The sequence below is a fragment of the Streptomyces sp. NPDC030798 genome, from assembly GCF_055572275.1.
On record NZ_JBVIDR010000007.1, the window covers coordinates 256,508 to 282,561 of the forward strand.

Sequence of the window (26,054 nt, forward strand, 5' to 3'; positions counted from 1 at the left end):
GCATCCGGATCAGTCCCTCAGCTCCAGCACGCCCGAGGTCCCGGGCTTGCGGGACGGGGTGCCGTCCAGCGCGGCGTCGTCGGCTATGCGGCCGTCGAAGAAGCTGATCACCCGGTCCGCGGCGCTCGCCAGCCGGGCGTCGTGCGTGACGAGCACGATGCTCTGCCCCCGGCCGTGGAAGCGGGACAGAAGCCGCATCACTTCGCGGGTGCCCTTGCTGTCCAGGCTGCCGGCGGGCTCGTCCGCCAGCAGCAGCGGCGGATGGTTGACCAGGGCGCGGGCCAGCGCGACCCGCTGCTGCTCACCGCCGGACAGCTCGCCCGGCATGCTGCGTTCCTTGCCCTCCAGCCCCAGCTCGGCCAGCAGCTCCTCGCGCTCGGCGCGGGCCCGCTTCGGCGGGACTCCGGCGAGCAGGGCGGGCAGCTCGACGTTGTCGGCGACGGACAGGTTCGACACCAGGTTGAAGAACTGGAAGACGATGCCGATCGCCTTGCGGCGCTCCACCGCCCAGCGGGCCTCGCCGAAGGAGTCCGTGCACCGGCCGTCCAGCCAGATGCTGCCCTTGTCCGGCCGCTGCAGGCCGCCGAGCAGGTGCAGCAGCGTGGACTTCCCGGCGCCGGACGGTCCGGTGACCGCCACGAACTCGCCGCGCGCCACGCTCAGGTCGACCCCGCGCACGGCGCGTGCGGGGGCGCCCTCGCCGTAGTGGGTCTTCACCAGGCCCTCGGCACGCAGCACGGGAACGGCAGAGCCGTCGCTCACTCCAGCTCCTCCAGTTCCTCCTGGCACCGCTCCAGCCAGTCGAGGTCGGCCTGCAGATGCAGCATGGCGCCCTCGATGAGCAGCTGGGCGATGCGGTTGTCCCGGTTCTCGGCCGCGGACAGTTTCGACAGGTTGCGCATGGTGTTGAGGTACTGGCGCCGCTGCTTGTTGATGAGGGCGATCTGGTCGGCGAGACCGGTCTGCGGGGCGAGGGCGAGCTTCATGAAGAACTCGTCCCGCACCCGCGGCTCGTCCTCGGTCTCCTCGAACCAGGCGTGCAGCGCTTCCCGCCCGGCGTCGGTGAGGTGGTAGACCTTCTTGTTGGGCCGGCTCGACTGCTCGACGTCCTCGCCCTCGATCAGCCCCGACTTCTCGAGGCGGCCGAGGGTGACGTAGATCTGGCCGACGTTCGGCTGAGGGTACGCGGACCCCAGCAGTTGCTCAAGGTCCTGCTTCAGCTCGTAGCCGTGGGCGGGGCCGCGCGCGAGGAGTGCCAGGAGGGGCAGGCGCACTCGTGCTCTCCTCCTGTCTGCTCACAATGTGCTCCAGGCCCTAGTATCGCCCATACCTAACAGGTATACATGGCCCTTGATGCCGGCGAAGGCGCCAGTGTGCAAGGAGGAACCTATGCGGTGGATGCGCGCCGCGGGTAGGGGTCTCCTCGTACTCGTCGTGATCATGACCGGGTACGTCGCCTCCGGGGTCCGTCCCGGAGAGGCGGAGGCGGGCGGCGGACGTGGCCCGCTGACCCTGGCCACCGCCGGTGACCTCACCGGCTATCTCGGACCGCTGCTGCAGGGCTGGAACCGGACCCACCCCGGCGAGAAGGTCACCCTCGTCGAGCTGCCGGACTCCGCCGACGAGACCCATGCGCAGATGACCACCGACCTGCGCGGCGGCGACCGGGGCCGGTTCGACGTGCTGAACATCGACGTCAACTGGACCTCGGAGTTCGCCGCTGCCGGCTGGATCCGCCCGCTGCCGCCGGGCCGCTTCCCGCTGCAGAGTTTCCTGGATCCGGTCGTCGGCACGGCCACCTACGACGGGCGTCTGTACGCCGTGCCCTACGTCACCAACGCCGGGCTGCTGCTGTACCGCAAGGACGTCCTGGCCAAGGAGGGCGTGCCGCCCCCGCGCACCTGGGCCGAGCTGGAGCACGACGCGAAGACCATCGCGCCGAAGTACGGCCTGGACGGCTATGCGGGTCAGTTCCTGCCCTACGAGGGCCTCACCGTCAACGCCGCCGAGGCCGTCTACTCGGCGGGCGGCAGCATCCTCGGCGGCGAGGGCACCCGTGTCACCGTCGACTCCGACGCCGCGCGCGAGGGCATCGGCTTCCTCGCCCGGGGCTTCAGGGAGGGCTGGATACCGAAGGAGGCGCTGACGTACAAGGAGGAGGAGTCCAAGGACGCCTTCCAGGCCGGCCGGCTGCTCTTCCTGCGCAACTGGCCCTACGCCTATGCCGTCGCCTCGGCCAAGGGCTCCAAGGTCGCCGGGAAGATCGGCGCCGTACCGCTGCCGGGGCCGCACGGGCCCGGGAAGAGCGTCCTCGGCGGCTCCAACCTGGCCGTCAACACCCACACCCGGCACCCCGCCTCCGCCGAGCGCCTCATCGCCTACCTCACGAGCGCGCCCGTCCAGCGCGAGGTGCTCACCCGGGGCGCGCTGCCTCCCGTGCGCGCCGCCCTCTACGACGACCCCGCTCTGATACGGCGGTTCCCCTATCTGCCGACCCTGCGCACCGCCGTCGAGCATGCCTCAGCGCGTCCCAAGAGCCCGCACTACGACCAGGTGAGCCTGGTGGTGCAGGCGGTCGTGCACGACGCGCTCACCGGTCACGAGACGCCCGCCGCGGCGGTGCGGCGACTGGCCCGGGAACTCGACGCCGTCGCCCGTCGATAGTTACTTGTTAAGTAACGCGGACATCTCATCTGCCTTCCTTCTGCCCTGGTAAGTCCGTATTTGCGCGGCCAACTCCCCGGTAGCTTCTGTTCTTTTCATTGACACCCTTACGACGCGCCTACTTAACATGCATGCATAACTGCTGCCCTTCACAGAGACAGGCCCCAGGGTTGAACAGGCATCATTGGTGGCGTGACGCGGTGATCTACCAGGTCTACGTCCGCAGCTTCCTCGACAGCACCGGAGACGGCATCGGCGACCTGGCCGGCGTCCGCGCCGGGCTGCCGTACCTGAAGAAGCTCGGCGTCGACGGGATCTGGCTGAGCCCCTTCTACCCCTCGCCCCAGCACGACCACGGCTACGACGTGGCCGACTACTGCGGCGTCGACCCGCTCTTCGGCGATCTCGCCGAGTTCGACCTGCTGATGGCCGCCGCCCGGCGGCTCGGCATCAAGGTGCTCCTCGACATCGTCCCCAACCACTGCTCCAGCGAGCACCCCTGGTTCCGCGAGGCCCTGGACAGCGCGCCCGGCAGCCCGGCCCGCGCCCGCTTCCACTTCGCCGACGGCCGCGGAGCGGACGGCGAGGAGCCGCCCAACAACTGGCACGCCATGTTCGGCGGCCCCGCCTGGACCCGGGTCGGCGACGGCCAGTGGTACCTGCACATGTTCACGCCCGAACAGCCCGACTGGAACTGGCGCAACCCCGAGATCCCCGCCGAGTTCGAGCGCGTCCTGCGCTTCTGGCTCGACCGGGGTGTGGACGGCTTCCGCATCGACGTCGCCGCCGGCCTCTACAAGCACCCCGAGCTGCCCGACTCCGACGACCCGGAGGCCGACGCCCGCACCCGCGACTCGGTCAACCCGCTCGCCTGGAACCAGCCCGAGGTGCACGAGGTGTGGCGGCAGTGGCGCTCCCTGTGCGAGGAGTACGCCGCCCGCGACGGCCGCGAACGCCTCCTCGTCGGCGAGGTCTCCGTCCCCACCGCCCGCGAACACGCCCAGTACGTCCGCCCGGACGAGCTCCACCAGGCCTTCTTCTTCGACCTGCTCAGCGCCCCCTGGGACCCCGACGCCTTCCGCAAGGTCATCTCCGAGGCCATGCAGGACATCGCCGGCACCGGCTCGACCGTCACCTGGGTCCTCAACAACCACGACCAGGTCCGCACCGTCACCCGCTACGGCGAACCCACCCCGCAGGGCAGCGGCCTCGGCACCGCCCGCGCCCGCGCCGCCGCGCTGCTGATGCTGGCGCTGCCCGGCGCCGCGTACATCTACCAGGGCGAGGAACTGGGCCTGCCCGAGGTCGTCGACCTGCCCGACGACGTCCTCACCGACCCCATCTTCCGCCGCACCGGCAGCCGCGCCCGCATCCGCGACGGCTGCAGGGTGCCGCTGCCCTGGTCGGGACAGGCCTCCCCGTTCGGCTTCACCTCCGGAGCCGAGGGCGCCAAGCCCTGGCTGCCGCAGCCGGAGTACTTCGCCGAGTACGCCACCGACCGCGCCCTCGCCGACACCCGCTCCTTCTGGCACCTCTACCGCGACGGCCTCCAACTGCGCCACTCCCTGCCCCAGTTGGGGGAGGGCACGCTGCGCTGGCTGGACACCCCGCCCGGCGTCCTCGGCTTCGCCCGCGGCGACGGCCTGGTCTGCGCCGTCAACTTCGGTACGGCCCCCACCCCCGCGCCGGTCTCCGGCACCCCCCTGCTGTCCAGCGGGCCCTGCCCGGCCGGCGTCCTGCCCGGCTCCACGGCGGCCTGGTGGCTCACCGACCTGTGATCACCCACCTGTTGAAGGGACATCAACGATGATGCGACGACGTACCACCCTGCTCACCGGCTGCACCGCCCTCGCCCTGGCGCTCGGCGCGACCGCCTGCGGCGGCGGCCCCGTCTCGGCCGGCGGCGGCGACAAGGCGCTCAGCGGCCAGACGGTCACCGTGGCCGGCGTCTGGACCGGCAGCGAGCAGAAGAACTTCCAGAAGGTGCTGGACGCGTTCACCGCCAAGACCGGCGCCAAGACGCAGTTCATCTCCACTGGCGACAACGTCTCCACGGTCGTCGGCAGCAAGATCGAGGGCGGCAACGCGCCCGACGTCGTCATGGTCCCGCAGGTCGGCGTCCTGCAGCAGTTCGCGAAGAAGGGCTGGCTCAAGCCGCTGTCCGGCACCACCCGGCACGCGGTGGACGCCAACTACGCGCCCGTGTGGAAGAAGTACGGCAGCGTCGACGGCACCCTCTACGGCCTGTACTTCAAGGCCGCCCACAAGTCGACCGTCTGGTACAGCCCCGACGCCCTCGCCCAGGCCGGGGTCAAGCCGCCGAAGACGTACGACGCGATGCTCAAGGCCGGGCACACCGTCTCCGACTCCGGCCTCGCGGCCTTCTCCGTCGCCGGGCAGGACGGCTGGACCCTCACCGACTGGTTCGAGAACATCTACCTCTCCCAGGCCGGCCCCCAGAAGTACGACGCCCTCGCCGCGCACAAGCTCAAGTGGACCGACGCCAGCGTGGTCAAGGCGCTCGGCACCCTGGGCAAGCTGTTCAAGGACAAGCAGCTGATCGCGGGCGGTCAGAAGGAGGCGCTGAACACCGACTTCCCGGGCTCGGTGGAGAAGGTGTTCGGACCCAAGCCCGAGGCCGGCATGGTCTACGAGGGCGACTTCGTCGCCGGGGTCGCGCACGACCAGTTCGGCAGGACCATCGGCAAGGACGCCGACTTCTTCCCGTTCCCGTCGGTCGACGGCGGCACGGCACCGGTCGTCAGCGGCGGCGACGCGGCCGTCGTGCTGAAGGACGGCAAGAACGCCGGGGCCGGCATGAAGCTGCTCGAGTACCTGGCCACGCCCGAGGCGGCGGCCGTGTGGGCGAAGGCGGGCGGCTTCCTGTCCCCGAACAAGAAGGTCGACCTCGCCTCCTACGGCGACGACGTGACGCGGGCGACCGCCAAGTCCCTGATCGGCGCCGGCGACTCGGTCCGCTTCGACATGTCCGACCAGGCCCCGGCGGCCTTCGGCGGCACCAAGGGCGCGGGCGAGTGGAAGCTGCTGCAGGACTTCCTGCGCGACCCGTCCGACCCCAAGGGCACCGCGGCGAAGCTCGAGGCCGCGGCCGCCAAGGCCTACCAGGACTGAGCGGATCGATGACCGCCACCACACTCGTACGCAAGGAGGCGGGCTCCCGGGCCGCCGGCGTGGCGCGCGGGCGCCGCAGCCGGCGGCGCGCCCGCAGCGTCGCCCTGCTCTTCGTCCTCCCCGCCCTGCTCCTGCTCGGCGCGCTCGTCGTCTATCCGGTGCTGTTCTCCGTCGGCCGCAGCTTCTTCGACGCCTCCGGCACCCGGTTCGTCGGCGGCGACAACTACGCCGAGATGTTCCGCGACCCGGCGACGCTGAAGGCCATCCGCAACACCACGATCTGGGTGGTCGTGGCCCCGGCCCTGCTCACCGGCCTCGGTCTGATCCTGGCCGTCCTGGTGGAGAAGGTCCGCTGGGCCACCGCGTTCAAGCTGCTGCTGTTCATGCCGATGGCGGTCTCCTTCCTCGCGGCCGGCATCATCTTCCGGCTCGCCTACGACGAGGACCCGGACAAGGGTGTCCTCAACGCGGCCGTGGTCTCCGTCCACGACGCCTTCGCCGGGACCTCGTCGTACCCGACGGCACGGGCGCGCGACGGACACGGCCTGGAGCAGGGGCGCGACGGCTCCTACCTCACGACCCGGAGCGTGTCGCCGGGAGACACCACGGCGCTCGGCCTGGTCGGCGTACTCCCCGAGGATCTGCCCCGGGACGCCTCGCCCGCCCGCCCGGCGGCGGAGCGGAAGGCCGGCGCCGGTGAACTGCGCGGTGTCGTCTACCTGGACTTCACGCCCGGCGGGGGAGGCAGGCAGGGCAAGGTCGACGCCAAGGAGAGCGGGCTGCCCGGCATGAAGGTCGAGGCGCTGCGCGACGGGCGGTCGGTGGCGAGCACCACCACCGGGTCCGACGGCTCCTTCCGCTTCGCGGGGCTGGCGAAGGGCTCCTACACGGTGAAGCTGCCCGCCTCGAACTTCGCGCCGCCCTACCAGGGCGTCTCCTGGCTCGGACCGACGCTCGTCACCCCGGCGATCATCGGCGCCTACCTGTGGATCTGGACCGGCTTCGCGATGGTGCTGATCGGCGCGGGGCTCGCGACCCTGCCGCGGGACGCGCTGGAGGCGGCCCGGATGGACGGCGCGAACGAGTGGCAGATCTTCCGCCGGATCACCGTCCCGCTGCTGGCGCCCGTGCTGACGGTCGTCTTCGTGACCCTGGTCATCAACGTGATGAAGGTCTTCGACCTCGTCTACATCATCGCGCCGGGGCCGGTGCAGGAGGACGCCACCGTCCTCGCCACCCAGATGTGGCTGGTGTCCTTCGGCGGGGGCAACAACCAGGGTCTCGGCAGCGCGCTGGGCGTGCTCCTGCTGCTGCTGGTGGTCCCCGCGATGGTCTTCAACGTCCGCCGTTTCCGAAGGAGCCAGCGATGAACGCCCTGCGGCGCTCTTTGAGCAACGGTCTCGTGCAGGCCTTCCTGGTGCTGATCGGCCTGGTCTGGCTGACCCCGCTGGCCGGCCTGTTCCTCTCCTCCCTCCGCTCCGCCCAGGACACCGCGAAGGGCGGTTGGTGGACGGCGCTGGCGAGCCCCGGTCAGCTGTCCTTCGACAACTACACGGCCCTGCTGAAGAACGCGGGGATCACCCAGGCGTTCTGGAACACCGTGCTGATCTCGGTGCCGGCGACGGTGCTCGTGGTGGTCATCGCGGCCCTCGCCGGATACGCCTTCGCCTGGCTGGACTTCCCGCTCCGCGAGCCGCTGTTCATGCTGGTGGTGGCGCTGCTGGTGGTGCCCGTCCAGATCGGCCTGCTCCCGGTGGCCAAACTCTTCGGGGAACTGGGCCTGTTCGGCACCATCCCGGGGGTGGTCCTCTTCCACGTGGCCTACGGCCTGCCGTTCGCGGTGTTCCTGCTGCGGAACTACTTCGCGGAGATGCCGAAGGAGATGCTGGAGGCGGCCCGCATGGACGGTGGCAGCGAGTGGCGCATCTTCACCCGGCTGGTGCTGCCGGTCGGCCGCCCGGCCATCGCCTCGCTCGCCATCTTCCAGTTCCTCTGGGTCTGGAACGACATGCTGGTGGCCCTCCTGTTCGCCGACAGCTCCTCCCAGCCGCTGACCGTGGAACTCCAGTCCCAGATCCGCCAGTTCGGCAGCAACATCGACGTCCTGGCTCCGGGCGCCTTCCTCTCCCTGATCGTCCCGGTCGTGGTCTTCTTCGCCTTCCAGCGCCACTTCGTGCAGGGGGTGATGGCGGGGTCGGTCAAGTGACCCCGCCCGAAGGGGGACGGGGAGGCGGCCGGTGGTCCGGCCGCCTCCCCGTCAGGCGTACGTCCAGCGCCACGCGTGGGAGCTGTAGGCGCACCTGATCCGGCTGCCGCTCGCCGTGGTCGTCAGGGCTCCGTGGTCGCTGCTGCGGCAGAACTGGCCCGCCCGGTAGCAGTTCCCCGCGTTCGACACGATGGAGCACGTGCCGCCGCTGCCGCTGTCGGTGCGGGTGGCGCCGGACGCGGCGGAGACGCGCCTGGTCACGGTGACCGTGGGTCCGGGCCTGTGGACGGTCTTCGTCCTCGTGACCGTGGGCGCGGGCTCGGGGTTGGCGGTCACGGTGGCCGTCGCGGTGACGGTCGTGGTGACCGTCGGCCGGACCGTGTGCGCTGCCGCGGTCTCCCCGTGCCCGGACTGCGAGCAGCCGGCCGCGGCGACCGCGACCAGGGCCACCACGGCGGCCCGGACACGCCCCCGCCGGTGCGGCGGCCGTATGCCGGCCGCCGGTTCCGCGCTCCTCATGTGACGCGCCCTCAGCCGTGGAAGGCGATGTAGCCGTTGCGGTCGCCGTCGTCGTACTTGGTGTAGGCGTGGGTGTCCGCGTGGGCGCCGGAGGGCTTGTAGAGGCGGATCGTGTCCTTGTCGTTGTTCCAGAGGAAGTTGCAGTTCTGGCGGTAGACGACGTTGTTCGCGTCCGAGTCGGTGCCGTGGCCACCGCGCAGCTTCACGTAGTCGCCGGGCTGGAGGTAGTGGTTGGCCGGGAACGTGAAGTGGTTGCCGGCGGCGTCCTTGACGACGTACCCCTTGAGGTTCACGGTCGCCGTGCGCGAGTAGTTCTTGATCGTCACGTACTCGCTCTTGCTGTTGCCCGTGGTGCAGTTGTTGGAGTCCGGCCCCGGAGCGTCGTACTGGACGCCCCTGATCTTCAGGGCGGAGGAGTACTCGGTGGCCTGGGCCGGGGTGGTGGCGAGAACGGCGAGCGTTCCGGCCGCGGCGGTGACGGCGAGTGCCGAGCGTATGCGCATGAGGTCCCCCCTCGATGGTGCGAGTGATGCGGCCAGGAGCTTACACAAAAGATGAGCGGTACATGGACGTACCGTGCAGAAAATGTGAAGCCCCGGCTGAGGGGGTGTCACCGACGCGACGGGGGCGGCAAGGGAATCCCTCGCCGCCCCCGTTCGTCAGGGTGGAGCATGCGTCACGGGGACGCCGGCGGATACAGCGAGCGCGGCAGCTGCGAGGCCGCGGCCGCGTCCAGCAGCCACAGCGTGCGCTGCCGGCCGTACGCGCCCGCCGCCGGCGCCTGGACCTCGCCCGCGCCCGACAGGGCGATCGCCGCGGCCCGCGCCTTGTCCTCACCGGCCGCGAGCAGCCACACCTCGCGGGCCGAACGGATCGCGGGCAGGGTGAGGGAGATCCGGGTCGGCGGCGGCTTCGGCGCGCCGTGGACGCCCACCACCGTCCGCTCCGTCTCCCGGACCGCGGGCAACTCCGGGAACAGCGAGGCCACATGGGTGTCCGGCCCGACGCCCAGCATCAGCACGTCGAAGGCGGGCACCGAACTGTGGTTCTCCGGCCCGGCCGCCTTCGCCAGCTCCGCCGCGTACGCCTCCGCCGCCGCCTCCACGTCCGTGCCGTACGGCCCGTCCGACGCGGGCATGGCGTGCACCCGCTGCGGGTCCAGCGGCACGGAGTCCAGCAGGGCCTCGCGGGCCTGCGTCACATTGCGCTCCGGGTCGCCCTCGGGCAGGTAGCGCTCGTCGCCCCACCACAGGTCCAGACGCCCCCAGTCGACGGCGTCCCGGGCGGGCGCCGCCGCCAGCGCGGCCAGCAGCCCGTTGCCGTTGCGGCCGCCGGTGAGGACCACGGACGCATGGCCCCGGGAGGCCTGCGCGTCCACGATCTTCGTGATCAGACGGGCCGCGGCGGCCTGCGCCATCAGCTCCTTGTCGCGGTGCACGACCAGCTGGGGAGTGCTCACTTCGCCGCCGCCTTCTTCGCCGGGGCCTTCCTCGCCGCCTTCTTCGCGGGAGCCTTGGCCGCCTCCGCCACCGGTTCCGGTACCGCGACCGGTTCGGCGGCCTGCGGGTTCAGCCGCTCCACGCCGTAGCGCAGCGCCGACGCGTAGGTGTCGTCCGGGTCCAGCCGGCGCAGCTCCTCCGCGATCAGCTCGGCGGTGTCCCGCCGCTTGAGCGCCACCGCCCGGGCCGGCTGGCCCTCGATGGTCAGGGTGGCCAGCGAGCCGTCCGCCCGGTCCAGGACGATCGGGCCGCAGTCGGTCTCCATGCGCACCGCCGTCAGCCCCGGCCCCGCCGAGAGGGAGCGCCGCACCGGCACGTCCAGCCGGTCCGCGAGCCACATCGCCAGCAGCTCGCAGCTCGGGTTGAACTCCTCGCCCTCCACCTCGACGGCCTGCACCGCGCAGTTCACCTGGTCCAGCGCCGCCGCGAGCATCGAGCGCCAGGGAGTGATCCGGGTCCAGGACAGGTCGGTGTCCCCCGGCGTGTAGGTTTCGGCCCGGGCGGACAGCTCCCGCACCGGCTGCTCGGCCGCGTAGGTGTCGGTGACCCGGCGCTGGGCCAGCGCGCCCAGCGGGTCCTTGGCCGGGTCGAGCGGCGCGTTCACCGGCCACCAGACGACCACCGGGGCGTCCGGCAGCAGCAGCGGCAGCACCACCGAGTCGGCGTGGTCGACGACCTCGCCGTACAGCCGGAGCACGACCGTCTCGCCGGTGCCCGCGTCCGCGCCCACCCGCACCTCGGCGTCCAGCCGCGAGGACGTGCGGTCGCGCGGGGAGCGGGAGACGCGCTTGATGACCACCAGCGTGCGCGAGGGATGCTCGCGCGAGGCGTCGTTGGCGGCCTTGAGCGCGTCGTAGGCGTTCTCCTCGTCGGTGACGATGACGAGGGTCAGCACCATGCCGACGGCCGGGGTGCCGATGGCCCGGCGGCCCTGCACGAGCGCCTTGTTGATCGCGCCGGCGGTGGTGTCCGTCAGGTCTATCTTCATGGCCGGCGCCAGCTCCGTCCGTCTCGTGCGAGCATCTCGTCCGCCTCGGCCGGTCCCCAGGTGCCCGACTTGTACTGCGCGGGCCTGCCGTGCTTGTCCCAGTACTCCTCGACCGGGTCGAGGATCTGCCAGGACAGCTCGACCTCCTCCGTGCGCGGGAAGAGGTTGGCGTCGCCCAGCAGCACGTCCAGGATCAGCCGCTCGTACGCCTCCGGGCTGGACTCCGTGAACGACTCGCCGTAGGCGAAGTCCATGGACACGTCCCGGATCTCCATCGAGGTGCCCGGCACCTTGGAGCCGAAGCGGACCGTGATGCCCTCGTCGGGCTGGACCCGGATGACGACCGCGTTGGAGCCGAGCTCCTCCGTCGCCGTGTGGTCGAAGGGGGAGTGCGGTGCCCGCTGGAAGACGACCGCGATCTCGGTGACCCGGCGCCCGAGCCGCTTGCCGGTGCGCAGATAGAAGGGGACGCCCGCCCAGCGGCGGTTGTCGATCTCCAGCTTCACGGCCGCGTAGGTGTCGGTCTTCGACTTCGGGTCGATGCCGTCTTCCTCGAGGTAGCCGATGACCTTCTCGCCGCCCTGCCAGCCCGCCGCGTACTGCCCGCGGACCGTGGAGCGGCCCAGGTCCTTCGGCAGCCGCACGGCACCGAGCACCTTGGTCTTCTCCGCGGCCAGCGCGTCGGCGTCGAAGGAGGCGGGCTCCTCCATCGCGGTCAGCGCGAGCAGCTGCAGCAGGTGGTTCTGGATGACGTCACGGGCGGCGCCGATGCCGTCGTAGTAGCCGGCCCGGCCGCCGATGCCGATGTCCTCGGCCATGGTGATCTGCACATGGTCCACGAAGGACCGGTTCCAGATCGGTTCGAACATCGTGTTGGCGAACCGCAGCGCCAGGATGTTCTGGACGGTCTCCTTGCCCAGGTAGTGGTCGATGCGGAACACCTGGTCCGACGAGAACACCTCGTGCACGACCTTGTTCAGCTCCTCGGCCGACTTCAGGTCGTGGCCGAACGGCTTCTCGATGACCGCGCGCCGCCAGGAACCACCCGTCTGGTCGGCCAGCCCGTGCTTCTTCAGCTGCTGGATGACCACCGGGAAGGAGCGGGGCGGCACCGACAGGTAGAAGGCGAAGTTGCCGCCCGTGCCCTGCGCCTTGTCCAGCTCCTCGATGGTGCCCCGCAGCCGCTCGAAGGCCTCGTCGTCGTCGAAGGTGCCCTGGACGAAGCGCATCCCCTGGATGAGCTGCTGCCAGACCTCCTCGCGGAACGGCGTACGGGCGTGCGCCTTGACGGCGTCGTGGACCTCCTGGGCGAAGTCCTCGTTCTCCCACTCGCGGCGGGCGAAGCCCACCAGCGAGAAGCCCGGCGGCAGCAGACCCCGGTTGGCGAGGTCGTACACCGCGGGCATCAGCTTCTTGCGCGACAGGTCGCCCGTGACACCGAAGATCACCAGGCCCGACGGCCCCGCGATGCGCGGGAGCCGTCGGTCGGCGGGGTCACGAAGCGGGTTCGCTCCGGAACCGGAATGGGGTGACAACTCAGCCCTCCGCGGGGGCGAGGCGCTCGAGCTCGGCCTCGGTCGACTTCAGCAGGTCGCTCCAGGACGCCTCGAACTTCTCCACGCCCTCGTCCTCGAGCACCTGCACGACGTCGTCGTAGGAGATGCCGAGCTTCTCCAGCGCGTCCAGGTCGGCCCGGGCCTGCTCGTAGGTGCCCCGGACGGCGTCGCCGCGGATCTCACCGTGGTCCTCGGTCGCCTCGAGGGTGGCCTCGGGCATGGTGTTGACCGTGTTCGGCGCGACGAGTTCCTCGACGTACATGGTGTCCTTGAGCGTCTTGTCCTTGACACCCGTGGAGGCCCACAGCGGACGCTGCTTGTTCGCGCCCGCGTTCTCCAGCGTGCTCCAGCGGTCGGAGGAGAAGACCTCCTCGTACGCCTGGTAGGCCAGGCGCGCGTTGGCCACGCCCGCCTTGCCGCGCAGTGCCCTGGCCTCGTCGGTGCCCAGCTCGTCGATGCGGCGGTCGATCTCCGTGTCCACGCGGGACACGAAGAAGGACGCCACCGAGTGGATCTTGGAGAGGTCCAGGCCGCGTTCCCTGGCCTTCTCCAGGCCGGTCAGGAAGGCGTCCATGACCGCGCGGTAGCGCTCCAGCGAGAAGATCAGCGTGACGTTGACGCTGATGCCGTGGCCGATCGTCTCGGCGATCGCCGGCAGGCCCGCCCGGGTGGCCGGGATCTTGATCAGGGTGTTGGGGCGGTCCACCAGCCAGGCGAGCTGCTTGGCCTCGGCGACCGTCGCCTTGGTGTCGTGCGCCAGGCGCGGGTCGACCTCGATGGAGACCCGGCCGTCCTGGCCGTCGGTCGCGTCGTAGACCGGGCGCAGGATGTCGGCGGCGTCGCGGACGTCCGCCGTGGTGATCATGCGGATGGCCTCTTCGACGGTGACCTTGCGGGCGGCGAGGTCGGACAGCTGCTGGTCGTAGCCGTCGCCCTGCGAGATCGCCTTCTGGAAGATCGTCGGGTTGGTGGTGACGCCCACGACGTGCTGCTGGTCGATCAGCTCGGCGAGGTTGCCGGACGTGATCCGCTTGCGCGACAGGTCGTCCAGCCAGATCGCGACGCCTTCCTCGGAGAGGCGCTTGAGTGCGTCTGTCATGGAATTACATCTCCTACGTGTCGTGTATGAGCGTCAGCGCTGGGCGTCGGCGAGGGATTCCCGGGCCTTCGCGGCCACGTTCTCGGCGGTGAAACCGAACTCCTTGAAGAGCACCTTTGCGTCCGCGGAGGCGCCGAAGTGCTCCAGGGAGACGATGCGGCCCGCGTCCCCCACGTACTTGTGCCAGGTCAGGCCGACACCCGCCTCCACGGCGACCCGGGCCTTCACGGACGGCGGCAGCACGGAGTCCCGGTACCCCTGGTCCTGCTGCTCGAACCACTCCACCGACGGCATCGACACGACCCGGGTGGGCACCCCCTCGGCCTGGAGCTGCTCGCGCGCCTCCACGGCCACGTGCACCTCGGAACCGGTCGCGATCAGGATGACCTGCGCCTCGCCGCCCTCGGCGTCGAACAGGACGTAACCGCCCTTGGCCGCGTCCTCGTTGGGCTCGTAGGTCGGCACGCCCTGGCGGGTCAGCGCCAGGCCGTGCGGCTGGCCCTTGCCGAACTCCTTGGTGTAGCGCCCCAGGATCTCGCGCCAGGCGATCGCGGTCTCGTTGGCGTCCGCCGGGCGGACGATGTTCAGGCCGGGGATCGCGCGCAGCGAGGCCAGGTGCTCGACGGGCTGGTGGGTGGGGCCGTCCTCGCCCAGGCCGATGGAGTCGTGCGTCCACACGTACGTCACCGGCAGGTGCATCAGGGCCGACAGGCGCACCGCGTTGCGCATGTAGTCGGAGAAGACGAGGAAGGTGCCGCCGTAGATCCGGGTGTTGCCGTGCAGGGCGATGCCGTTCATCTCGGCGCCCATGGAGTGCTCGCGGATGCCGAAGTGGATCGTGCGGCCGTACGGGTCGGCCTCGGGCAGCGGGTTGCCCTCGGGCAGGAAGGAGCTGTCCTTGTCGATCGTGGTGTTGTTCGACCCCGCGAGGTCGGCCGAGCCGCCCCACAGCTCGGGGATGACCGCGCCGAGCGCCTGCAGCACCTTGCCGGAGGCGGCACGCGTCGCGATGGCCTTGCCCGTCTCGAAGACCGGGAGCTTCTCCTCCCAGCCGGTGGGCAGCTCGCCCCTGCTGATCCGGTCGAACTCGGCGGCCCGCTCGGCGTTGTTGTCGCGCCACAGCTGCAGGGACTTCTCCCACTCCGCCTTGGCCTGGCCGCCGCGCTCCAGCGCCTTGCGGGTGTGGGCGATGACCTCGTCGGCGACCTCGAACGTCTTCTCCGGGTCGAAGCCCAGGACGCGCTTGGTGGCCGCGACCTCCTCCTCGCCCAGCGCCGAGCCGTGGGCGGCCTCGGTGTTCTGCGCGTTCGGGGCGGGCCAGGCGATGATCGAGCGCATCGCGATGAACGACGGCCGGTCGGTGACCTTCTTCGCGGCCTCGATGGCGTTGTAGAGGGCGTGCGGGTCCAGGTCGCCGTCCGGCTTCGGGGCGACGCGCTGCACATGCCAGCCATAAGCCTCGTACCGCTTGACGGTGTCCTCGGAGACGGCCGTCTCGGTGTCGCCCTCGATCGAGATGTGGTTGTCGTCCCACAGCAGGATCAGATTGCCGAGCTTCTGGTGCCCGGCCAGCGAGGACGCCTCCGCGGAGATGCCCTCCTGCAGGCAGCCGTCGCCGGCGATGCAGTAGACGAAGTGGTCGAACGGGGACTCGCCCGGCGCCGCCTCCGGGTCGAACAGACCGCGCTCGTAGCGGGCGGCCATCGCCATGCCCACCGCGTTGGCCACGCCCTGGCCCAGCGGGCCGGTCGTCGTCTCGACACCCTTGGTGTGCCCGTACTCCGGGTGGCCGGGGGTCTTCGAACCCCAGGTCCTGAAGGCCTTCAGGTCGTCCAGCTCCAGGCCGAAGCCGGCCAGGTAGAGCTGCGTGTAGAGGGTCAGGGACGAATGCCCGGCGGACAGCACGAAGCGGTCGCGTCCGACCCACTCCGGGTCGGCCGGGTCGTGCCGCATCACCTTCTGGAAGAGGGTGTAGGCGGCCGGGGCCAGGCTCATCGCCGTACCGGGATGGCCGTTGCCGACCTTCTGTACGGCATCGGCGGCCAGGACACGGGCAGTGTCCACGGCCCGCTGGTCCAGCTCGGTCCAGTCAAGGTCTGTGGTGGTCGGCTTGGTGCTCACCCTGGCTCAGGGCTCCTCTCCACATGTCGGTCGCCGGTCGTCGGGGCACGCGCCCACCCCGGCCGGCCGGTGCATTTGTGCCCACCGGCCGCTGCTGAGCCTACCCCCGCAAGTACGTGCGTTTTTTCGCGTCATTCCAGACTGCCGGGACTCTCTGACATCCGCCTCCCGACTGGGCGACAGCGCATTCGGCACATGAATACGGAGGCGCTCATCTGACTGCTCAATCGAGTGGTACGGCACCTCGAATGGGCCCTCCCAATCGCCCTCGGAATCGCCCTGCGCCAACACGACCCCCACCCCCGCGAAGGGCGGGGTATGGGCAACGTCTAAAGTGGCGTGGTACGCGCGAGCCTTCACCGGCACTCCACACGGGAGGGCTCGCTGGGATGTCTCTGTCAGGGGTGTGCGTGACGGCCGTCGAATCCCGTCCAGCGGGGGTGCTCGGTGCGAGCCAAAGCCCGGTTCACCGGCCGTTCGGGGCCCGTGTCAAGGCGTTCGTGGCGCTGACCAAGCCGCGGATCATCGAGCTGCTCCTCATCACGACCGTTCCGGTGATGTTCCTGGCGCAGCGGGGCGTGCCCGACCTCGGGCTGGTCCTGCTCACCTGCCTCGGCGGCTATCTCTCCGCGGGCGGCGCCAACGCCCTGAACATGTACATCGACCGGGACATCGACGCCCTGATGGACCGCACCTCGCAGCGGCCGCTGGTGACCGGCATGGTCAGCCCGCGCGAGTGCCTGGCCTTCGGCATCACCCTGGCCGTGGTCTCCACGCTGCTGTTCGGCCTCACCGTCAACTGGCTGAGCGCCTGGCTGTCCCTCGGCGCGCTTCTCTTCTACGTCGTCGTCTACACGATGCTGCTCAAGCGGCGTACCTCGCAGAACATCGTGTGGGGCGGCATCGCGGGCTGCATGCCGGTGCTGATCGGCTGGTCGGCCGTGACGAACTCGCTCTCCTGGGCGCCGTTCATCCTCTTCATGGTGATCTTCTTCTGGACGCCGCCGCACTACTGGCCGCTGTCCATGAAGGTCAAGGAGGACTACGCGCGCGTGGGCGTGCCGATGCTGCCGGTGATCGCCTCCAACAAGGTCGTCGCCCGGCAGATCGTGATCTACAGCTGGGTGATGGTGCTGGTCTCCCTGCTGCTCACCCCGCTCGGCTACACCGGCTGGTTCTACACGGCCGTCGCGCTGGCCGCGGGCGGCTGGTGGCTGTGGGAGGCGCACGCGCTGCAGAACCGGGCCCGGGCGGAGGTGACCGGCGCGAAACTGAAGGAGATGCGGCTCTTCCACTGGTCGATCACCTACGTCTCGCTGCTGTTCGTCGCGATCGCGGTGGACCCCTTCCTGCGCTGACCCGGGGCGGGCACAGGTCACAGTGCCCTGCCCTCGCCAGCCGATCTACCGCTGAGTAGCATCCTGGTCATGGCAGACACGCAGCAGGTTGACGCGAGGGCCGAGCGCACGGTGGCCAAGCTCGCCCGGCAGATCAGTGCCTTCTCCAAGGCGCACGGCGGAGCCGAGGGCCAGGTGGCCTACATCGGCGAGCGCGGCGCCCGCATCGTCCTCGTCGGTGAGGACGGCGGCTGGGGCGACCTGGTGGCCCCCAGCACGGCCGTCGCCGCACAGGCCGCCGAGAAGGCCGGCATCACCGTCCACGAGAGCTTCGACGGCGAGCTCGCGGCGAAGGTGCGGACGGGGCCGTACGAGTGGAAGCGCATGGCGGGCATCCAGGTCGGCGGCCCGGGCAACTCCTGAGCAACACCTGTCACCGGGTTCACCCGTTAGGACCGTGGGGGCCGTTCGTTTCCGGGACGGCCCCGGGACAACGCCCAGTCGGTCCTGTCAGGGGGAATCCGGATGATCGAGACGCCGTCCCTCGTGGACCAGTACTGCCACGGCGTACTGCGGACGGAACTGGGCCTCGGCACGTTCGAGGCCCAGCTGGCCCGCACCGAGGGACCCCCCGCCGCGGGCACCACCCTCTTCGACACGCAGACGGGCTTCGCCGTACGCCGCTGGTGTCCGCCCCTGCTCGGCCTCGAACCGCACTGCCCGCCGGCCCTCTATCTCGCCCGGCGCCGGGAACTGGGCGCCCTGGAGGCCGGCCGCAGGCTGCTGCGCGGCACCGGCATCACCACCTACCTGGTCGACACCGGCCTTCCCGGCGACCTGACCGGCCCCGCCGAGATGGCCTGCGACGGCGCCGCCGAGGCGCGTGAGATCGTCCGCCTGGAACTCCTCGCCGAGCAGGTCGCCGACACCTCCGGCACGGTCGAGTCCTTCCTGGCCAACCTCGCCGAGTCGGTGCACGCGGCGGCCGCGCACGCCGTCGCCTTCACCTCCGTCGCGGGGCTCAGGCACGGTCTGGCGCTGACCCCCGAGCCGCCCGGGCCGGGCGAGGTGCGGGGCGCGGCGGGCCGCTGGCTGGCCGGGCGCCGGGTCGGCGGCGAACTGACCGACCCCGTCCTGCTGCGGCACCTGCTGTGGATCGCGGTCGCCTCCGGGCTGCCCCTCCAGCTGCACGCCGGGCTCGGCGAGCCGGGCTCCCGCATCGACCGGACCGACCCCGTGCTGCTCACCGGCTTCGTCCGGGCCACCGCGGGGCTCGGCACCGACCTGATCCTGCTGCACGGCTACCCGTACCACCGCCACGCCGCCCATCTGGCCGGCGTCTTCCCGCACGTGTACGCCGACTCGGGCGCCGCCCTGGTCCGCACCGGCGCCCGGGCGGCCACGGTCCTCGCCGAGATCCTGGAACTGGCCCCCTTCGGCAAGATCCTCTTCTCCAGCGGCGCCCACGGCCTGCCCGAACTGCACGTGGTCGGCGCCCGCCTGTTCCGCGAGTCCCTCGGCCGCGTCCTCGGCACCTGGGTCGCCGAGGGCGCCTGGTCCCTGGGGGACGCCCAGCGGGTGGCCCGCATGGTGGCGTCGGCCAACGCGCACCGGGTGTACGGACTGGGGTGAGCCGCCCGGACGGAACGAATGCCGACCACCTCCCCACCAGGAGGCCGCGGCGACCTGGACCTGATCGCCGTCTTGCCGGTTCCGCCGGGTCCGCGGCACGCCTGGCGGGTGGCCGTGCCGCACCAGAGGCCGCGCACCTCGCCCCTCGCCGCGAAGCTCCACTGCAGCTGTCTCACGCCGGCCACGCCGGACGAAGCCCAGCGCCCGCACCTCACCAGGGCGCGGTCACGCCGGTCACCTCGATGCGAGCTGCACGGCTTCGGCCGGGTGCTGCACGGCGAGCCGCCGGCCGGGCTGCTCCCGCCGGTGCCGCGCGAGCGGCTGCGCGGCTTCGTCGTACGGGACCAGCGGGAATACTGGCGCCCCGCCGTCGGCAGGGCCCGGCTGCGGCAGCAGGACGTCCGGGTCGATCCGGGGCTGCTGACCTTCGCCCGGGCCACGGTGACCCTGCGCGAGGGGCGGCTGATCCGAAGCGGCAGGCGCCGGCCGGGCTACCGGTGCTCGGTGCCCCCGCCGAGGTCGTCGAGGACGTCGTCCGCCGGGGTGACGAGGACCCCGCTCCCGCGGACGACGCCTGGCTCACCCGGCGCGCCGAGCTGACCCGGGCCTGTCCGGGCCCCCGCGATCGACGCCCTGGTCGCCGCGCACGGCTGACTCACGCCCGTGTGCTCAACGGCACCTCGGCCGACGGGCCCGGCAGGTCCAGGTCGGTCGCCGGGCGCTCGCGCAGCCCGAGCAGGACGCGCAGCACACCGATCCAGACCAGGCAGGAGCCGAGCATGTGCAGGCCGACGAGGGCCTCGGGCAGATGCGTGAAGTACTGGACGTAGCCGATGACCCCCTGGGCGAGGAGGATCAGGAACAGCTCCCGGGTGCGGTCCAAGGGGCCCTTGGGGGCGTCGACCGCCTTCAGGACGAACCACAGCGCGAAGGTGAGGGTCACCACGATCCACGCCAGGACCGCGTGCAGCTTGCTGACCGTCTCCCAGTCGATCGGGATGCGGTCGACCTCCTTGGAGTCGCCCGCGTGCGGACCGGCACCGGTGACCACGGTGCCGACCGCGATCAGCAGCACCGAGGCGGCCACCAGGAACCACACCAGCTGCTGCACCGCCTTGCCGACCAGCGGACGCGGCGCCCCGTCGCCCTCGCGCGTGCGCTGCCACATCACCGTGGCGACGGCGATCAGCGCCGAGGAGAGCAGGAAGTGCGCGGCCACCGTGTACGGGTTCAGGCCCACCAGGACGACGATGCCGCCCAGTACCGCGTTGCCCATGACCACCCAGAACTGCGCCCAGCCGAGCCGGGTCAGGCTGCGCCGCCAGGGCTTCTCGGCGCGCGCGGCGATGATCGCCCAGCCGACGGCGGCGCACAGCACGTACGTCAGCATGCGGTTGCTGAACTCGACCACCCCGTGGAAGCCCATGGCCCGGGTGGTGGTCAGCGAGTCGTCGGTGCAGGTGGGCCAGGTCGGGCAGCCCAGCCCCGAACCGGTCAGGCGGACGGCGCCGCCGGTGACCACGATGATCACCGCCATGGCGAGCGCGGCCAGGGCCGCCCGCCGGACCGTCCGGGGATCCGGGGTCCAGCGGCCGGCGATGAAGGAGAGCGGGTTGCGCAGGGCCGCTACGGCGTCGGCGCGGGTCAGCTTTGGCACGCCCCCCATGGTAGGCGGCTGCTTGTGCACACTTTCACGAGGGTCCACGGCGCCCTCACTCCCAGCGGAAGAACTTCCCGGCCGCGGCCAGCCCCACGACCGCCCACACGGCGAGGATCCCGAGGTCGCCCCACGGCGTCCCGGCCCCGTGCTGCAGCACGTCCCGCAGACCGTCGGACAGGGCGGCGATGGGCAGCAGGCCGAGCACGTGCTGCCCGCCCGGGCCGAACTTCTCCAGCGGGACGACGACCCCGCCGCCGACGAGCAGCAGCAGGAAGACCAGGTTGGCGGCGGCCAGTGTCGCCTCCGCCTTCAGGGTGCCCGCCATCAGCAGCCCCAGCCCGGAGAACGCGGCCGTGCCGAGGACCAGCAGGAGCAGCACGGCACCGGGGTTGCCGTGCGGGGACCAGCCGAGGGCGAAGGCGATGGCGGTCAGCAGCGCGACCTGGAGCACCTCGGTGACCAGCACGGACGCCGTCTTGGCGGTCATCAGGCCCCAGCGCGGCAGCGGGGAGGCGGCGAGCCGCTTCAGCACGCCGTAGCGGCGCTCGAAGCCGGTCGCGATGGCCTGGCCGGTGAACGCCGTCGACATCACGGCGAGCGCCAGGATGCCGGGCGCGAGGAAGTCGACCGCCTTGCCGCTGCCGGTGTCCACGATGTCCACCGAGCTGAACAGCACCAGCAGCAGGGTCGGGATGACGACCGTCAGCAGCAGCTGCTCGCCGTTGCGCAGCAGCATCCTGGTCTCCAGCGCCGCCTGCGCCGCGATCATGCGGGGGAGCGGGGCGGCACCGGGCTTCGGGGTGTAGGTACCCGCGGTGGTCACGAGCGCAGCTCCTTGCCGGTCAGCTCCAGAAAGACGTCCTCGAGAGTGTGCCGCTCCACCGAGATGCGGTCCGGCATCACCCCGTGCTGGGCGCACCAGGAGGTCACCGTGGCCAGCAGCTGCGGGTCGACCTTGCCGACGACCCGGTAGCTGCCCGGGGTCAGCTCGGCGGCGGTGCAGTCGGCCGGCAGGGCCTTGAGCAGGGAGCCCACGTCGAGACCGGGGCGGCCGGTGAAGCGCAGGGTGTTCTCGGCGCCGCCCTTGCAGAGCTGCTCCGGGGAGCCCTGGGCGATGACCCGGCCGCCGTCGATGATCGCCACGTCGTCGGCGAGCTGTTCGGCCTCCTCCATGTAGTGGGTGGTGAGGATGACCGAGACGCCGTCGGCGCGCAGGTCCCGCACCAGGTCCCAGGTGGCCCGGCGGGCCTGCGGGTCCAGGCCGGCGGTCGGCTCGTCGAGGAAGACCAGCTCGGGCCGGCCCACCACCGCCATCGCCAGCGCGAGCCGCTGCTGCTGCCCGCCGGACAGCCGCCGGTACCCCGTCCGGCCGCAGGAGCCGAGCCCCAGCCGCTCGATCAGCGCGTCCACGTCCAGCGGATGCGCATGCAGCCGGGCCACGTGCCGCAGCATCTCGTCGGCTCTGGCGCCGGAGTACACGCCACCCGACTGGAGCATCACGCCGATACGGGGACGCAGCTCGGCGGACTGCCGGACCGGGTCGAGGCCCAGGACGCGCACCGTGCCGGAATCCGGCTTCCGGTACCCCTCGCAGGTCTCGACCGTGGTCGTCTTGCCCGCACCGTTCGGGCCGAGCACGGCGGTCACGCCCGCCTCGGCCACCAGGTCGAGGCCGTCCACCGCGGTCTTCGTGCCGTACCGCTTCACCAGGGCCTGGACCTGGACCACCGGGTCACTTCGCATGGCCCCAGAGTCTAGGGAGACCGCTTGCGGGCCGGAGCGCCGGGTGGTGCCACTCCCTCGACCGGATGATCGATCAAAGATCGTTTCCGCAGGTCGGATTAGGTTCGCCTAAGTGACGCAGGGCACCATGCAGTGATCCGAACGGCGCTTGCCTGCCTCCGCGGAATTACGCAACAATGGCGTTGTGAAAAACGTCGGCGAGGCTCGGGAGACCCCCACGGGGGCCCCGCAGGAGGAGTTCGCGACCGGGGAGCGCTCCACGCGCAACCGGGTCGCGCGGTCCATCCTGGACCACGGGCCCTCGACCGTCGCCGAACTCGCCGGCCGGCTGGGACTCACCCAGGCGGCCGTCCGGCGTCACCTGGACGCGCTGGTCGCGGACGACGTCGTGGAGGCCCGCGAACAGCGGGTGTACGGCACGCGCACGCGTGGCCGCCCCGCCAAGGTCTTCGCGCTCACGGACTGCGGCCGCGACGCCTTCGACCAGTCGTACGACAAGCTGGCGGCGGACGCGCTGCGCTGGATCGCCGAGCGGGAGGGCGGCCAGGAGGCGGTCGGCGCGTTCGCGCGGGCCCGGATCGCCGCCCAGGCGAGTGCGTACCGCAAGGCGATCGAGGCCGTGACACCGGACAAACGCGCCGAAGCGCTGGCCAAGGCCCTGAGCGCGGACGGGTACGCTGCTACGGCGCGCAGCGCACCGGTCGGCGAGCAGCTCTGCCAGCACCACTGCCCGGTCGCCCACGTCGCGGAGCAGTTCCCCCAGCTGTGCGAGGCGGAGACGGAGATCTTCGCCGAGCTGCTGGGTACTCACGTCCAGCGACTGGCGACCATCGCGCACGGCGACGGCGTCTGCACGACGTTCATTCCCAAGACATCCACTGACGCACCTGCAAGCACGGCCGGGAGGAACCCCGCATGACTCTCCCCACGGAGACTGCCCACCCTGAGCTGGAGGGCCTGGGCAAGTACGAATACGGCTGGGCCGACTCCGACGTGGCCGGTGCCTCCGCCCGGCGCGGCCTGAACGAGGACGTCGTCCGCGACATCTCGGCGAAGAAGTCCGAGCCGGAGTGGATGACGAAGCTGCGCCTGAAGGGCCTGAAGCTCTTCGAGAAGAAGCCCATGCCGAACTGGGGCTCGGACCTGTCGGGCATCGACTTCGACAACATCAAGTACTTCGTGCGCTCCACGGAGAAGCAGGCGGAGTCCTGGGAGGACCTGCCCGAGGACATCAAGAACACCTACGACAAGCTGGGCATCCCCGAGGCCGAGAAGCAGCGCCTCGTCGCCGGTGTCGCCGCCCAGTACGAGTCGGAGGTCGTCTACCACCAGATCCGCGAGGACCTGGAGGAGCAGGGCGTCATCTTCCTGGACACCGACACGGCGCTGAAGGAGCACCCGGAGCTCTTCAAGGAGTACTTCGGCACCGTCATCCCCGCCGGTGACAACAAGTTCGCCTCGCTGAACACCGCCGTGTGGTCGGGCGGCTCCTTCATCTACGTCCCGCCGGGCGTCCACGTCGAGATCCCGCTCCAGGCCTACTTCCGGATCAACACGGAGAACATGGGCCAGTTCGAGCGGACCCTGATCATCGTCGACGAAGGTGCCTACGTGCACTACGTCGAGGGCTGCACGGCGCCGATCTACAAGAGCGACTCGCTGCACTCCGCGGTCGTCGAGATCATCGTCAAGAAGAACGCCCGCTGTCGCTACACGACCATCCAGAACTGGTCGAACAACGTCTACAACCTGGTCACCAAGCGCGCCGTGGCCTACGAGGGCGCGACCATGGAGTGGATCGACGGCAACATCGGCTCCAAGGTGACGATGAAGTACCCGGCCGTCTACCTGATGGGCGAGCACGCCAAGGGCGAGACCCTCTCCATCGCCTTCGCGGGCGAGGGCCAGCACCAGGACGCCGGCGCCAAGATGGTCCACATGGCGCCGAACACGTCGTCCAACATCGTCTCGAAGTCGGTCGCGCGCGGCGGCGGCCGTACGTCCTACCGCGGTCTGATCGAGATCGGCGAGGGCGCCGCCGGGTCGAAGTCGAACGTGCTGTGCGACGCGCTGCTGGTCGACACCGTCTCCCGGTCGGACACGTACCCGTACGTCGACGTCCGCGAGGACGACGTGTCCATGGGCCACGAGGCCACCGTCTCCAAGGTCTCCGAGGACCAGCTCTTCTACCTGATGAGCCGCGGCCTCTCCGAGTTCGAGGCGATGGCGATGATCGTGCGCGGCTTCGTCGAGCCGATCGCCAAGGAACTGCCCATGGAGTACGCGCTGGAACTCAACCGGCTGATCGAGCTGCAGATGGAGGGCGCGGTCGGTTAAGACCGCCGACCATCGCCAGCAGACGTCTTACTCAGAAAGAGAGCACTACGACAGCCATGGCTGAGGCCCAGAACATCCCCGTGGGGTCTACCACCGCGGGCTCGATCGCGGTCGCCGCGGAGTCGACCGTCGTCTCGCGCATGAGCGCGCCCCCGTCCTTCGACGTGGCGGACTTCCCCGTCCCGCACGGCCGCGAGGAGGAGTGGCGGTTCACCCCGCTGGAGCGCCTGCGCGGACTGCACGACGGCACCGCCGTCGCGAACGGCGACGGTGTGAAGGTCGACGTCCAGGCCCCCGAGGGCGTCACCGTCGAGACCGTCGGCCGCGACGACGCGCGGCTCGGCAAGGCGGGCACCCCGGTGGACCGCGTGGCCGCGCAGGCGTACTCCGCCTTCGAGAAGGCCTCGGTCGTGACCGTGCCGAAGGAGACCGTCCTCACCGAGCCGATCCGCATCGCGGTGCACGGCCAGGGCGGCACCGCCTTCGGCCACCAGGTGATCGAGCTGGGCAACTTCGCCGAGGCCGTCGTCGTCATCGACCACACCGGTGACGCGGTGCTCGCCGCCAACGTCGACTACCTCCTCGGCGACGGCGCCAAGCTGACCGTCGTCTCCGTCCAGGACTGGGACGACAAGGCGGTGCACGTCGCCCAGCACAACGCGCTGGTCGGCCGCGACGCCTCCTTCAAGTCGGTCGTCGTCACCTTCGGTGGTGACGTGGTCCGCCTGCACCCGCGCGTGACCTACGCCGGCACCGGCGGCGAGGCCGAGCTGTACGGCCTGTACTTCACCGACGCCGGGCAGCACCAGGAGCACCGCCTGCTGGTCACCCACAACGCCCCGCACTGCAAGTCGAACGTCGCCTACAAGGGCGCGCTCCAGGGCGACGACGCGCACGCGGTCTGGATCGGCGACGTGCTCATCGAGGCCAGGGCCGAGGGCACCGACACCTACGAGATGAACCGCAACCTGGTCCTCACGGACGGCGCCCGCGTCGACTCGGTGCCGAACCTGGAGATCGAGACCGGTGAGATCGTCGGCGCCGGCCACGCCTCCGCCACCGGCCGCTTCGACGACGAGCAGCTCTTCTACCTGATGGCCCGCGGCATCCCGGAGCACGAGGCCCGCCGCCTGGTGGTCCGCGGCTTCTTCGCCGAGCTGGTCCAGCAGATCGGTGTCGCCGACATCGAGGAGCGCCTGCTCGCCAAGATCGAGGAGGAGCTGGAGGCTTCGGTCGCATGACCTTCGTACGCGCCTGCGGGCTGAGCGAGCTGGAGGAGGACACCCCGAAGCGGGTGGAACTCGACGGCACGCCGGTCTCGGTCGTCAAGACCGAGGGCGAGGTGTTCGCCATCCACGACATCTGCTCCCACGCGAACGTCTCGCTCTCCGAGGGCGAGGTGGAGGACTGCCAGATCGAGTGCTGGCTGCACGGCTCCTCCTTCGACCTGCGCACCGGCAAGCCGTCCGGCCTCCCCGCGACGCGCCCCGTCCCCGTATACCCCGTAAAGATCGAAGGGGACGACGTTCTCGTCTCCCTCTCCCAGGAGTCCTGAGGCACC

General features: G+C 70.9%; 25 protein-coding genes. 13 read left to right on the forward strand and 12 right to left on the reverse strand.

The annotated features are described in order from the left end of the window. Positions 1–9: 9 nt before the first annotated feature. Together ACZ404_RS18455 and ACZ404_RS18460 are read right to left on the reverse strand one after the other, a co-directional pair. Positions 10–762, reverse strand: coding sequence for an ABC transporter ATP-binding protein (locus tag ACZ404_RS18455; RefSeq protein ID WP_468441053.1), 753 nt, complete (start codon positions 760–762; stop codon positions 10–12). Beyond that, positions 759–1,274: a PadR family transcriptional regulator gene (locus ACZ404_RS18460; protein WP_468441055.1), complete on the reverse strand. Its 516-nt coding sequence runs from the start codon at positions 1,272–1,274 to the stop codon at positions 759–761. The genes ACZ404_RS18455 and ACZ404_RS18460 overlap by 4 nt, the downstream gene beginning before the upstream one ends. A 115-nt stretch (positions 1,275–1,389) precedes the next feature. Between ACZ404_RS18460 and ACZ404_RS18465 the strand changes: the two genes are divergently transcribed. The 5 genes from ACZ404_RS18465 to ACZ404_RS18485 all read left to right on the forward strand — a co-directional run bounded on the left by ACZ404_RS18465 (position 1,390) and on the right by ACZ404_RS18485 (position 8,002). Further along, positions 1,390–2,664: an ABC transporter substrate-binding protein gene (locus ACZ404_RS18465; protein ID WP_468441057.1), complete on the forward strand. Its 1,275-nt coding sequence runs from the start codon at positions 1,390–1,392 to the stop codon at positions 2,662–2,664. Positions 2,665–2,795: 131 nt separating this feature from the next. Next, positions 2,796–4,442, forward strand: a complete 1,647-nt coding sequence (locus ACZ404_RS18470) for a glycoside hydrolase family 13 protein (RefSeq protein ID WP_468441059.1) — start codon at positions 2,796–2,798, stop codon at positions 4,440–4,442. 28 nt (positions 4,443–4,470) lie between these two features. Then, complete coding sequence (locus ACZ404_RS18475) at positions 4,471–5,796, forward strand: ABC transporter substrate-binding protein (protein WP_468441061.1); 1,326 nt, start codon at positions 4,471–4,473, stop codon at positions 5,794–5,796. Between the two features lie 8 nt (positions 5,797–5,804). Beyond that, on the forward strand, positions 5,805–7,166 hold the full coding sequence (locus tag ACZ404_RS18480) for an ABC transporter permease (RefSeq protein ID WP_468441064.1): 1,362 nt from the start codon (positions 5,805–5,807) through the stop codon (positions 7,164–7,166). Then, on the forward strand, positions 7,163–8,002 hold the full coding sequence (locus ACZ404_RS18485; RefSeq protein ID WP_468441066.1) for a carbohydrate ABC transporter permease: 840 nt from the start codon (positions 7,163–7,165) through the stop codon (positions 8,000–8,002). Before ACZ404_RS18480 ends, ACZ404_RS18485 begins: the two co-directional genes overlap by 4 nt. A gap of 51 nt (positions 8,003–8,053) precedes the next feature. Here the strand turns inward: ACZ404_RS18485 and ACZ404_RS18490 are convergent, their stop codons facing one another. The 7 genes from ACZ404_RS18490 to tkt form a co-directional block, all read right to left on the reverse strand. Next, positions 8,054–8,521 carry a hypothetical protein gene (locus ACZ404_RS18490; RefSeq protein ID WP_468441068.1) on the reverse strand — a complete coding sequence of 156 codons (468 nt, stop codon included), beginning with the start codon at positions 8,519–8,521 and terminating at the stop codon, positions 8,054–8,056. A gap of 11 nt (positions 8,522–8,532) precedes the next feature. Next, positions 8,533–9,024 carry a lamin tail domain-containing protein gene (locus ACZ404_RS18495; protein ID WP_468441070.1) on the reverse strand — a complete coding sequence of 164 codons (492 nt, stop codon included), beginning with the start codon at positions 9,022–9,024 and terminating at the stop codon, positions 8,533–8,535. A 173-nt stretch (positions 9,025–9,197) separates the two neighbouring features. Further along, positions 9,198–9,980, reverse strand: a complete 783-nt coding sequence (pgl, locus tag ACZ404_RS18500) for a 6-phosphogluconolactonase (RefSeq protein ID WP_468441072.1) — start codon at positions 9,978–9,980, stop codon at positions 9,198–9,200. Further along, positions 9,977–11,008, reverse strand: coding sequence for a glucose-6-phosphate dehydrogenase assembly protein OpcA (gene opcA / locus ACZ404_RS18505; RefSeq protein ID WP_468441074.1), 1,032 nt, complete (start codon positions 11,006–11,008; stop codon positions 9,977–9,979). The genes pgl and opcA overlap by 4 nt, the downstream gene beginning before the upstream one ends. After that, a complete protein-coding gene (zwf, locus tag ACZ404_RS18510) occupies positions 11,005–12,543 on the reverse strand; it encodes a glucose-6-phosphate dehydrogenase (protein ID WP_468441076.1) in 1,539 nt (512 codons plus the stop codon). The genes opcA and zwf overlap by 4 nt, the downstream gene beginning before the upstream one ends. 1 nt (position 12,544) lies before the next feature. After that, positions 12,545–13,663, reverse strand: a complete 1,119-nt coding sequence (gene tal / locus ACZ404_RS18515) for a transaldolase (protein ID WP_468441078.1) — start codon at positions 13,661–13,663, stop codon at positions 12,545–12,547. Between the two features lie 33 nt (positions 13,664–13,696). Further along, on the reverse strand, positions 13,697–15,784 hold the full coding sequence (gene tkt / locus ACZ404_RS18520; RefSeq protein ID WP_468441080.1) for a transketolase: 2,088 nt from the start codon (positions 15,782–15,784) through the stop codon (positions 13,697–13,699). A gap of 389 nt (positions 15,785–16,173) precedes the next feature. Between tkt and ACZ404_RS18525 the strand changes: the two genes are divergently transcribed. The 4 genes from ACZ404_RS18525 (at position 16,174) to ACZ404_RS18540 (ending at position 19,353) form a co-directional block, all read left to right on the forward strand. Continuing rightward, the gene (locus ACZ404_RS18525) at positions 16,174–17,142 is read left to right on the forward strand and encodes a heme o synthase (protein ID WP_468441082.1); all 969 of its coding nucleotides are present in this window, start codon (positions 16,174–16,176) and stop codon (positions 17,140–17,142) included. 69 nt (positions 17,143–17,211) lie between these two features. Continuing rightward, positions 17,212–17,544 carry a hypothetical protein gene (locus ACZ404_RS18530; protein WP_468441084.1) on the forward strand — a complete coding sequence of 111 codons (333 nt, stop codon included), beginning with the start codon at positions 17,212–17,214 and terminating at the stop codon, positions 17,542–17,544. 102 nt (positions 17,545–17,646) lie between these two features. Then, on the forward strand, positions 17,647–18,753 hold the full coding sequence (locus ACZ404_RS18535; protein WP_468441087.1) for an amidohydrolase family protein: 1,107 nt from the start codon (positions 17,647–17,649) through the stop codon (positions 18,751–18,753). Positions 18,754–18,771: 18 nt separating this feature from the next. Then, positions 18,772–19,353 (forward strand): nucleotidyltransferase, encoded by a 582-nt coding sequence (locus tag ACZ404_RS18540; protein WP_468441089.1) that lies wholly within the window; start codon positions 18,772–18,774, stop codon positions 19,351–19,353. Between the two features lie 55 nt (positions 19,354–19,408). Here the strand turns inward: ACZ404_RS18540 and ACZ404_RS18545 are convergent, their stop codons facing one another. The 3 genes from ACZ404_RS18545 to ACZ404_RS18555 are packed head-to-tail and all read right to left on the reverse strand — an operon-like array spanning position 19,409 to position 22,156. Continuing rightward, positions 19,409–20,419, reverse strand: coding sequence for a COX15/CtaA family protein (locus ACZ404_RS18545; RefSeq protein WP_468441091.1), 1,011 nt, complete (start codon positions 20,417–20,419; stop codon positions 19,409–19,411). Positions 20,420–20,465: 46 nt separating this feature from the next. Then, positions 20,466–21,182: an ABC transporter permease gene (locus tag ACZ404_RS18550; protein ID WP_468441383.1), complete on the reverse strand. Its 717-nt coding sequence runs from the start codon at positions 21,180–21,182 to the stop codon at positions 20,466–20,468. A gap of 50 nt (positions 21,183–21,232) precedes the next feature. Continuing rightward, positions 21,233–22,156, reverse strand: coding sequence for an ABC transporter ATP-binding protein (locus ACZ404_RS18555; protein WP_468441093.1), 924 nt, complete (start codon positions 22,154–22,156; stop codon positions 21,233–21,235). A 184-nt stretch (positions 22,157–22,340) separates the two neighbouring features. On the opposite strand from ACZ404_RS18555, the gene ACZ404_RS18560 reads away from it, so the two are divergent. Genes ACZ404_RS18560 through ACZ404_RS18575 form a run of 4 tightly spaced genes read left to right on the forward strand, consistent with a single transcriptional unit; the run spans position 22,341 to position 26,048 of the window. After that, positions 22,341–23,075 carry a helix-turn-helix transcriptional regulator gene (locus ACZ404_RS18560; RefSeq protein WP_468441095.1) on the forward strand — a complete coding sequence of 245 codons (735 nt, stop codon included), beginning with the start codon at positions 22,341–22,343 and terminating at the stop codon, positions 23,073–23,075. Next, positions 23,072–24,493, forward strand: a complete 1,422-nt coding sequence (sufB, locus tag ACZ404_RS18565; RefSeq protein WP_468441097.1) for a Fe-S cluster assembly protein SufB — start codon at positions 23,072–23,074, stop codon at positions 24,491–24,493. Before ACZ404_RS18560 ends, sufB begins: the two co-directional genes overlap by 4 nt. Before the next feature lie 56 nt (positions 24,494–24,549). Beyond that, positions 24,550–25,734 (forward strand): Fe-S cluster assembly protein SufD, encoded by a 1,185-nt coding sequence (sufD, locus tag ACZ404_RS18570; protein ID WP_468441099.1) that lies wholly within the window; start codon positions 24,550–24,552, stop codon positions 25,732–25,734. Next, positions 25,731–26,048, forward strand: a complete 318-nt coding sequence (locus tag ACZ404_RS18575; RefSeq protein ID WP_361207057.1) for a non-heme iron oxygenase ferredoxin subunit — start codon at positions 25,731–25,733, stop codon at positions 26,046–26,048. Before sufD ends, ACZ404_RS18575 begins: the two co-directional genes overlap by 4 nt. The last annotated feature ends 6 nt before the right edge of the window (positions 26,049–26,054 follow it).

Excerpts from the sequence above, each read along its gene's own strand:
- ACZ404_RS18465 (WP_468441057.1), top strand. The coding sequence starts at position 1,390 with ATGCGGTGGATGCGCGCCGCGGGTAGGGGTCTCCTCGTACTCGTCGTG.
- ACZ404_RS18470 (WP_468441059.1), top strand. The coding sequence starts at position 2,796 with ATGCATAACTGCTGCCCTTCACAGAGACAGGCCCCAGGGTTGAACAGG.
- ACZ404_RS18475 (WP_468441061.1), top strand. The coding sequence starts at position 4,471 with ATGATGCGACGACGTACCACCCTGCTCACCGGCTGCACCGCCCTCGCC.
- ACZ404_RS18480 (WP_468441064.1), top strand. The coding sequence starts at position 5,805 with ATGACCGCCACCACACTCGTACGCAAGGAGGCGGGCTCCCGGGCCGCC.
- ACZ404_RS18485 (WP_468441066.1), top strand. The coding sequence starts at position 7,163 with ATGAACGCCCTGCGGCGCTCTTTGAGCAACGGTCTCGTGCAGGCCTTC.
- ACZ404_RS18490 (WP_468441068.1), bottom strand. The coding sequence starts at position 8,521 with ATGAGGAGCGCGGAACCGGCGGCCGGCATACGGCCGCCGCACCGGCGG.
- ACZ404_RS18495 (WP_468441070.1), bottom strand. The coding sequence starts at position 9,024 with ATGCGCATACGCTCGGCACTCGCCGTCACCGCCGCGGCCGGAACGCTC.
- opcA (WP_468441074.1), bottom strand. The coding sequence starts at position 11,008 with ATGAAGATAGACCTGACGGACACCACCGCCGGCGCGATCAACAAGGCG.
- tal (WP_468441078.1), bottom strand. The coding sequence starts at position 13,663 with ATGACAGACGCACTCAAGCGCCTCTCCGAGGAAGGCGTCGCGATCTGG.
- ACZ404_RS18525 (WP_468441082.1), top strand. The coding sequence starts at position 16,174 with ATGTCTCTGTCAGGGGTGTGCGTGACGGCCGTCGAATCCCGTCCAGCG.
- ACZ404_RS18530 (WP_468441084.1), top strand. The coding sequence starts at position 17,212 with ATGGCAGACACGCAGCAGGTTGACGCGAGGGCCGAGCGCACGGTGGCC.
- ACZ404_RS18535 (WP_468441087.1), top strand. The coding sequence starts at position 17,647 with ATGATCGAGACGCCGTCCCTCGTGGACCAGTACTGCCACGGCGTACTG.
- ACZ404_RS18540 (WP_468441089.1), top strand. The coding sequence starts at position 18,772 with ATGCCGACCACCTCCCCACCAGGAGGCCGCGGCGACCTGGACCTGATC.
- ACZ404_RS18545 (WP_468441091.1), bottom strand. The coding sequence starts at position 20,419 with ATGGGGGGCGTGCCAAAGCTGACCCGCGCCGACGCCGTAGCGGCCCTG.
- ACZ404_RS18550 (WP_468441383.1), bottom strand. The coding sequence starts at position 21,182 with ATGATCGCGGCGCAGGCGGCGCTGGAGACCAGGATGCTGCTGCGCAAC.
- ACZ404_RS18555 (WP_468441093.1), bottom strand. The coding sequence starts at position 22,156 with ATGCGAAGTGACCCGGTGGTCCAGGTCCAGGCCCTGGTGAAGCGGTAC.
- sufB (WP_468441097.1), top strand. The coding sequence starts at position 23,072 with ATGACTCTCCCCACGGAGACTGCCCACCCTGAGCTGGAGGGCCTGGGC.
- sufD (WP_468441099.1), top strand. The coding sequence starts at position 24,550 with ATGGCTGAGGCCCAGAACATCCCCGTGGGGTCTACCACCGCGGGCTCG.
- ACZ404_RS18575 (WP_361207057.1), top strand. The coding sequence starts at position 25,731 with ATGACCTTCGTACGCGCCTGCGGGCTGAGCGAGCTGGAGGAGGACACC.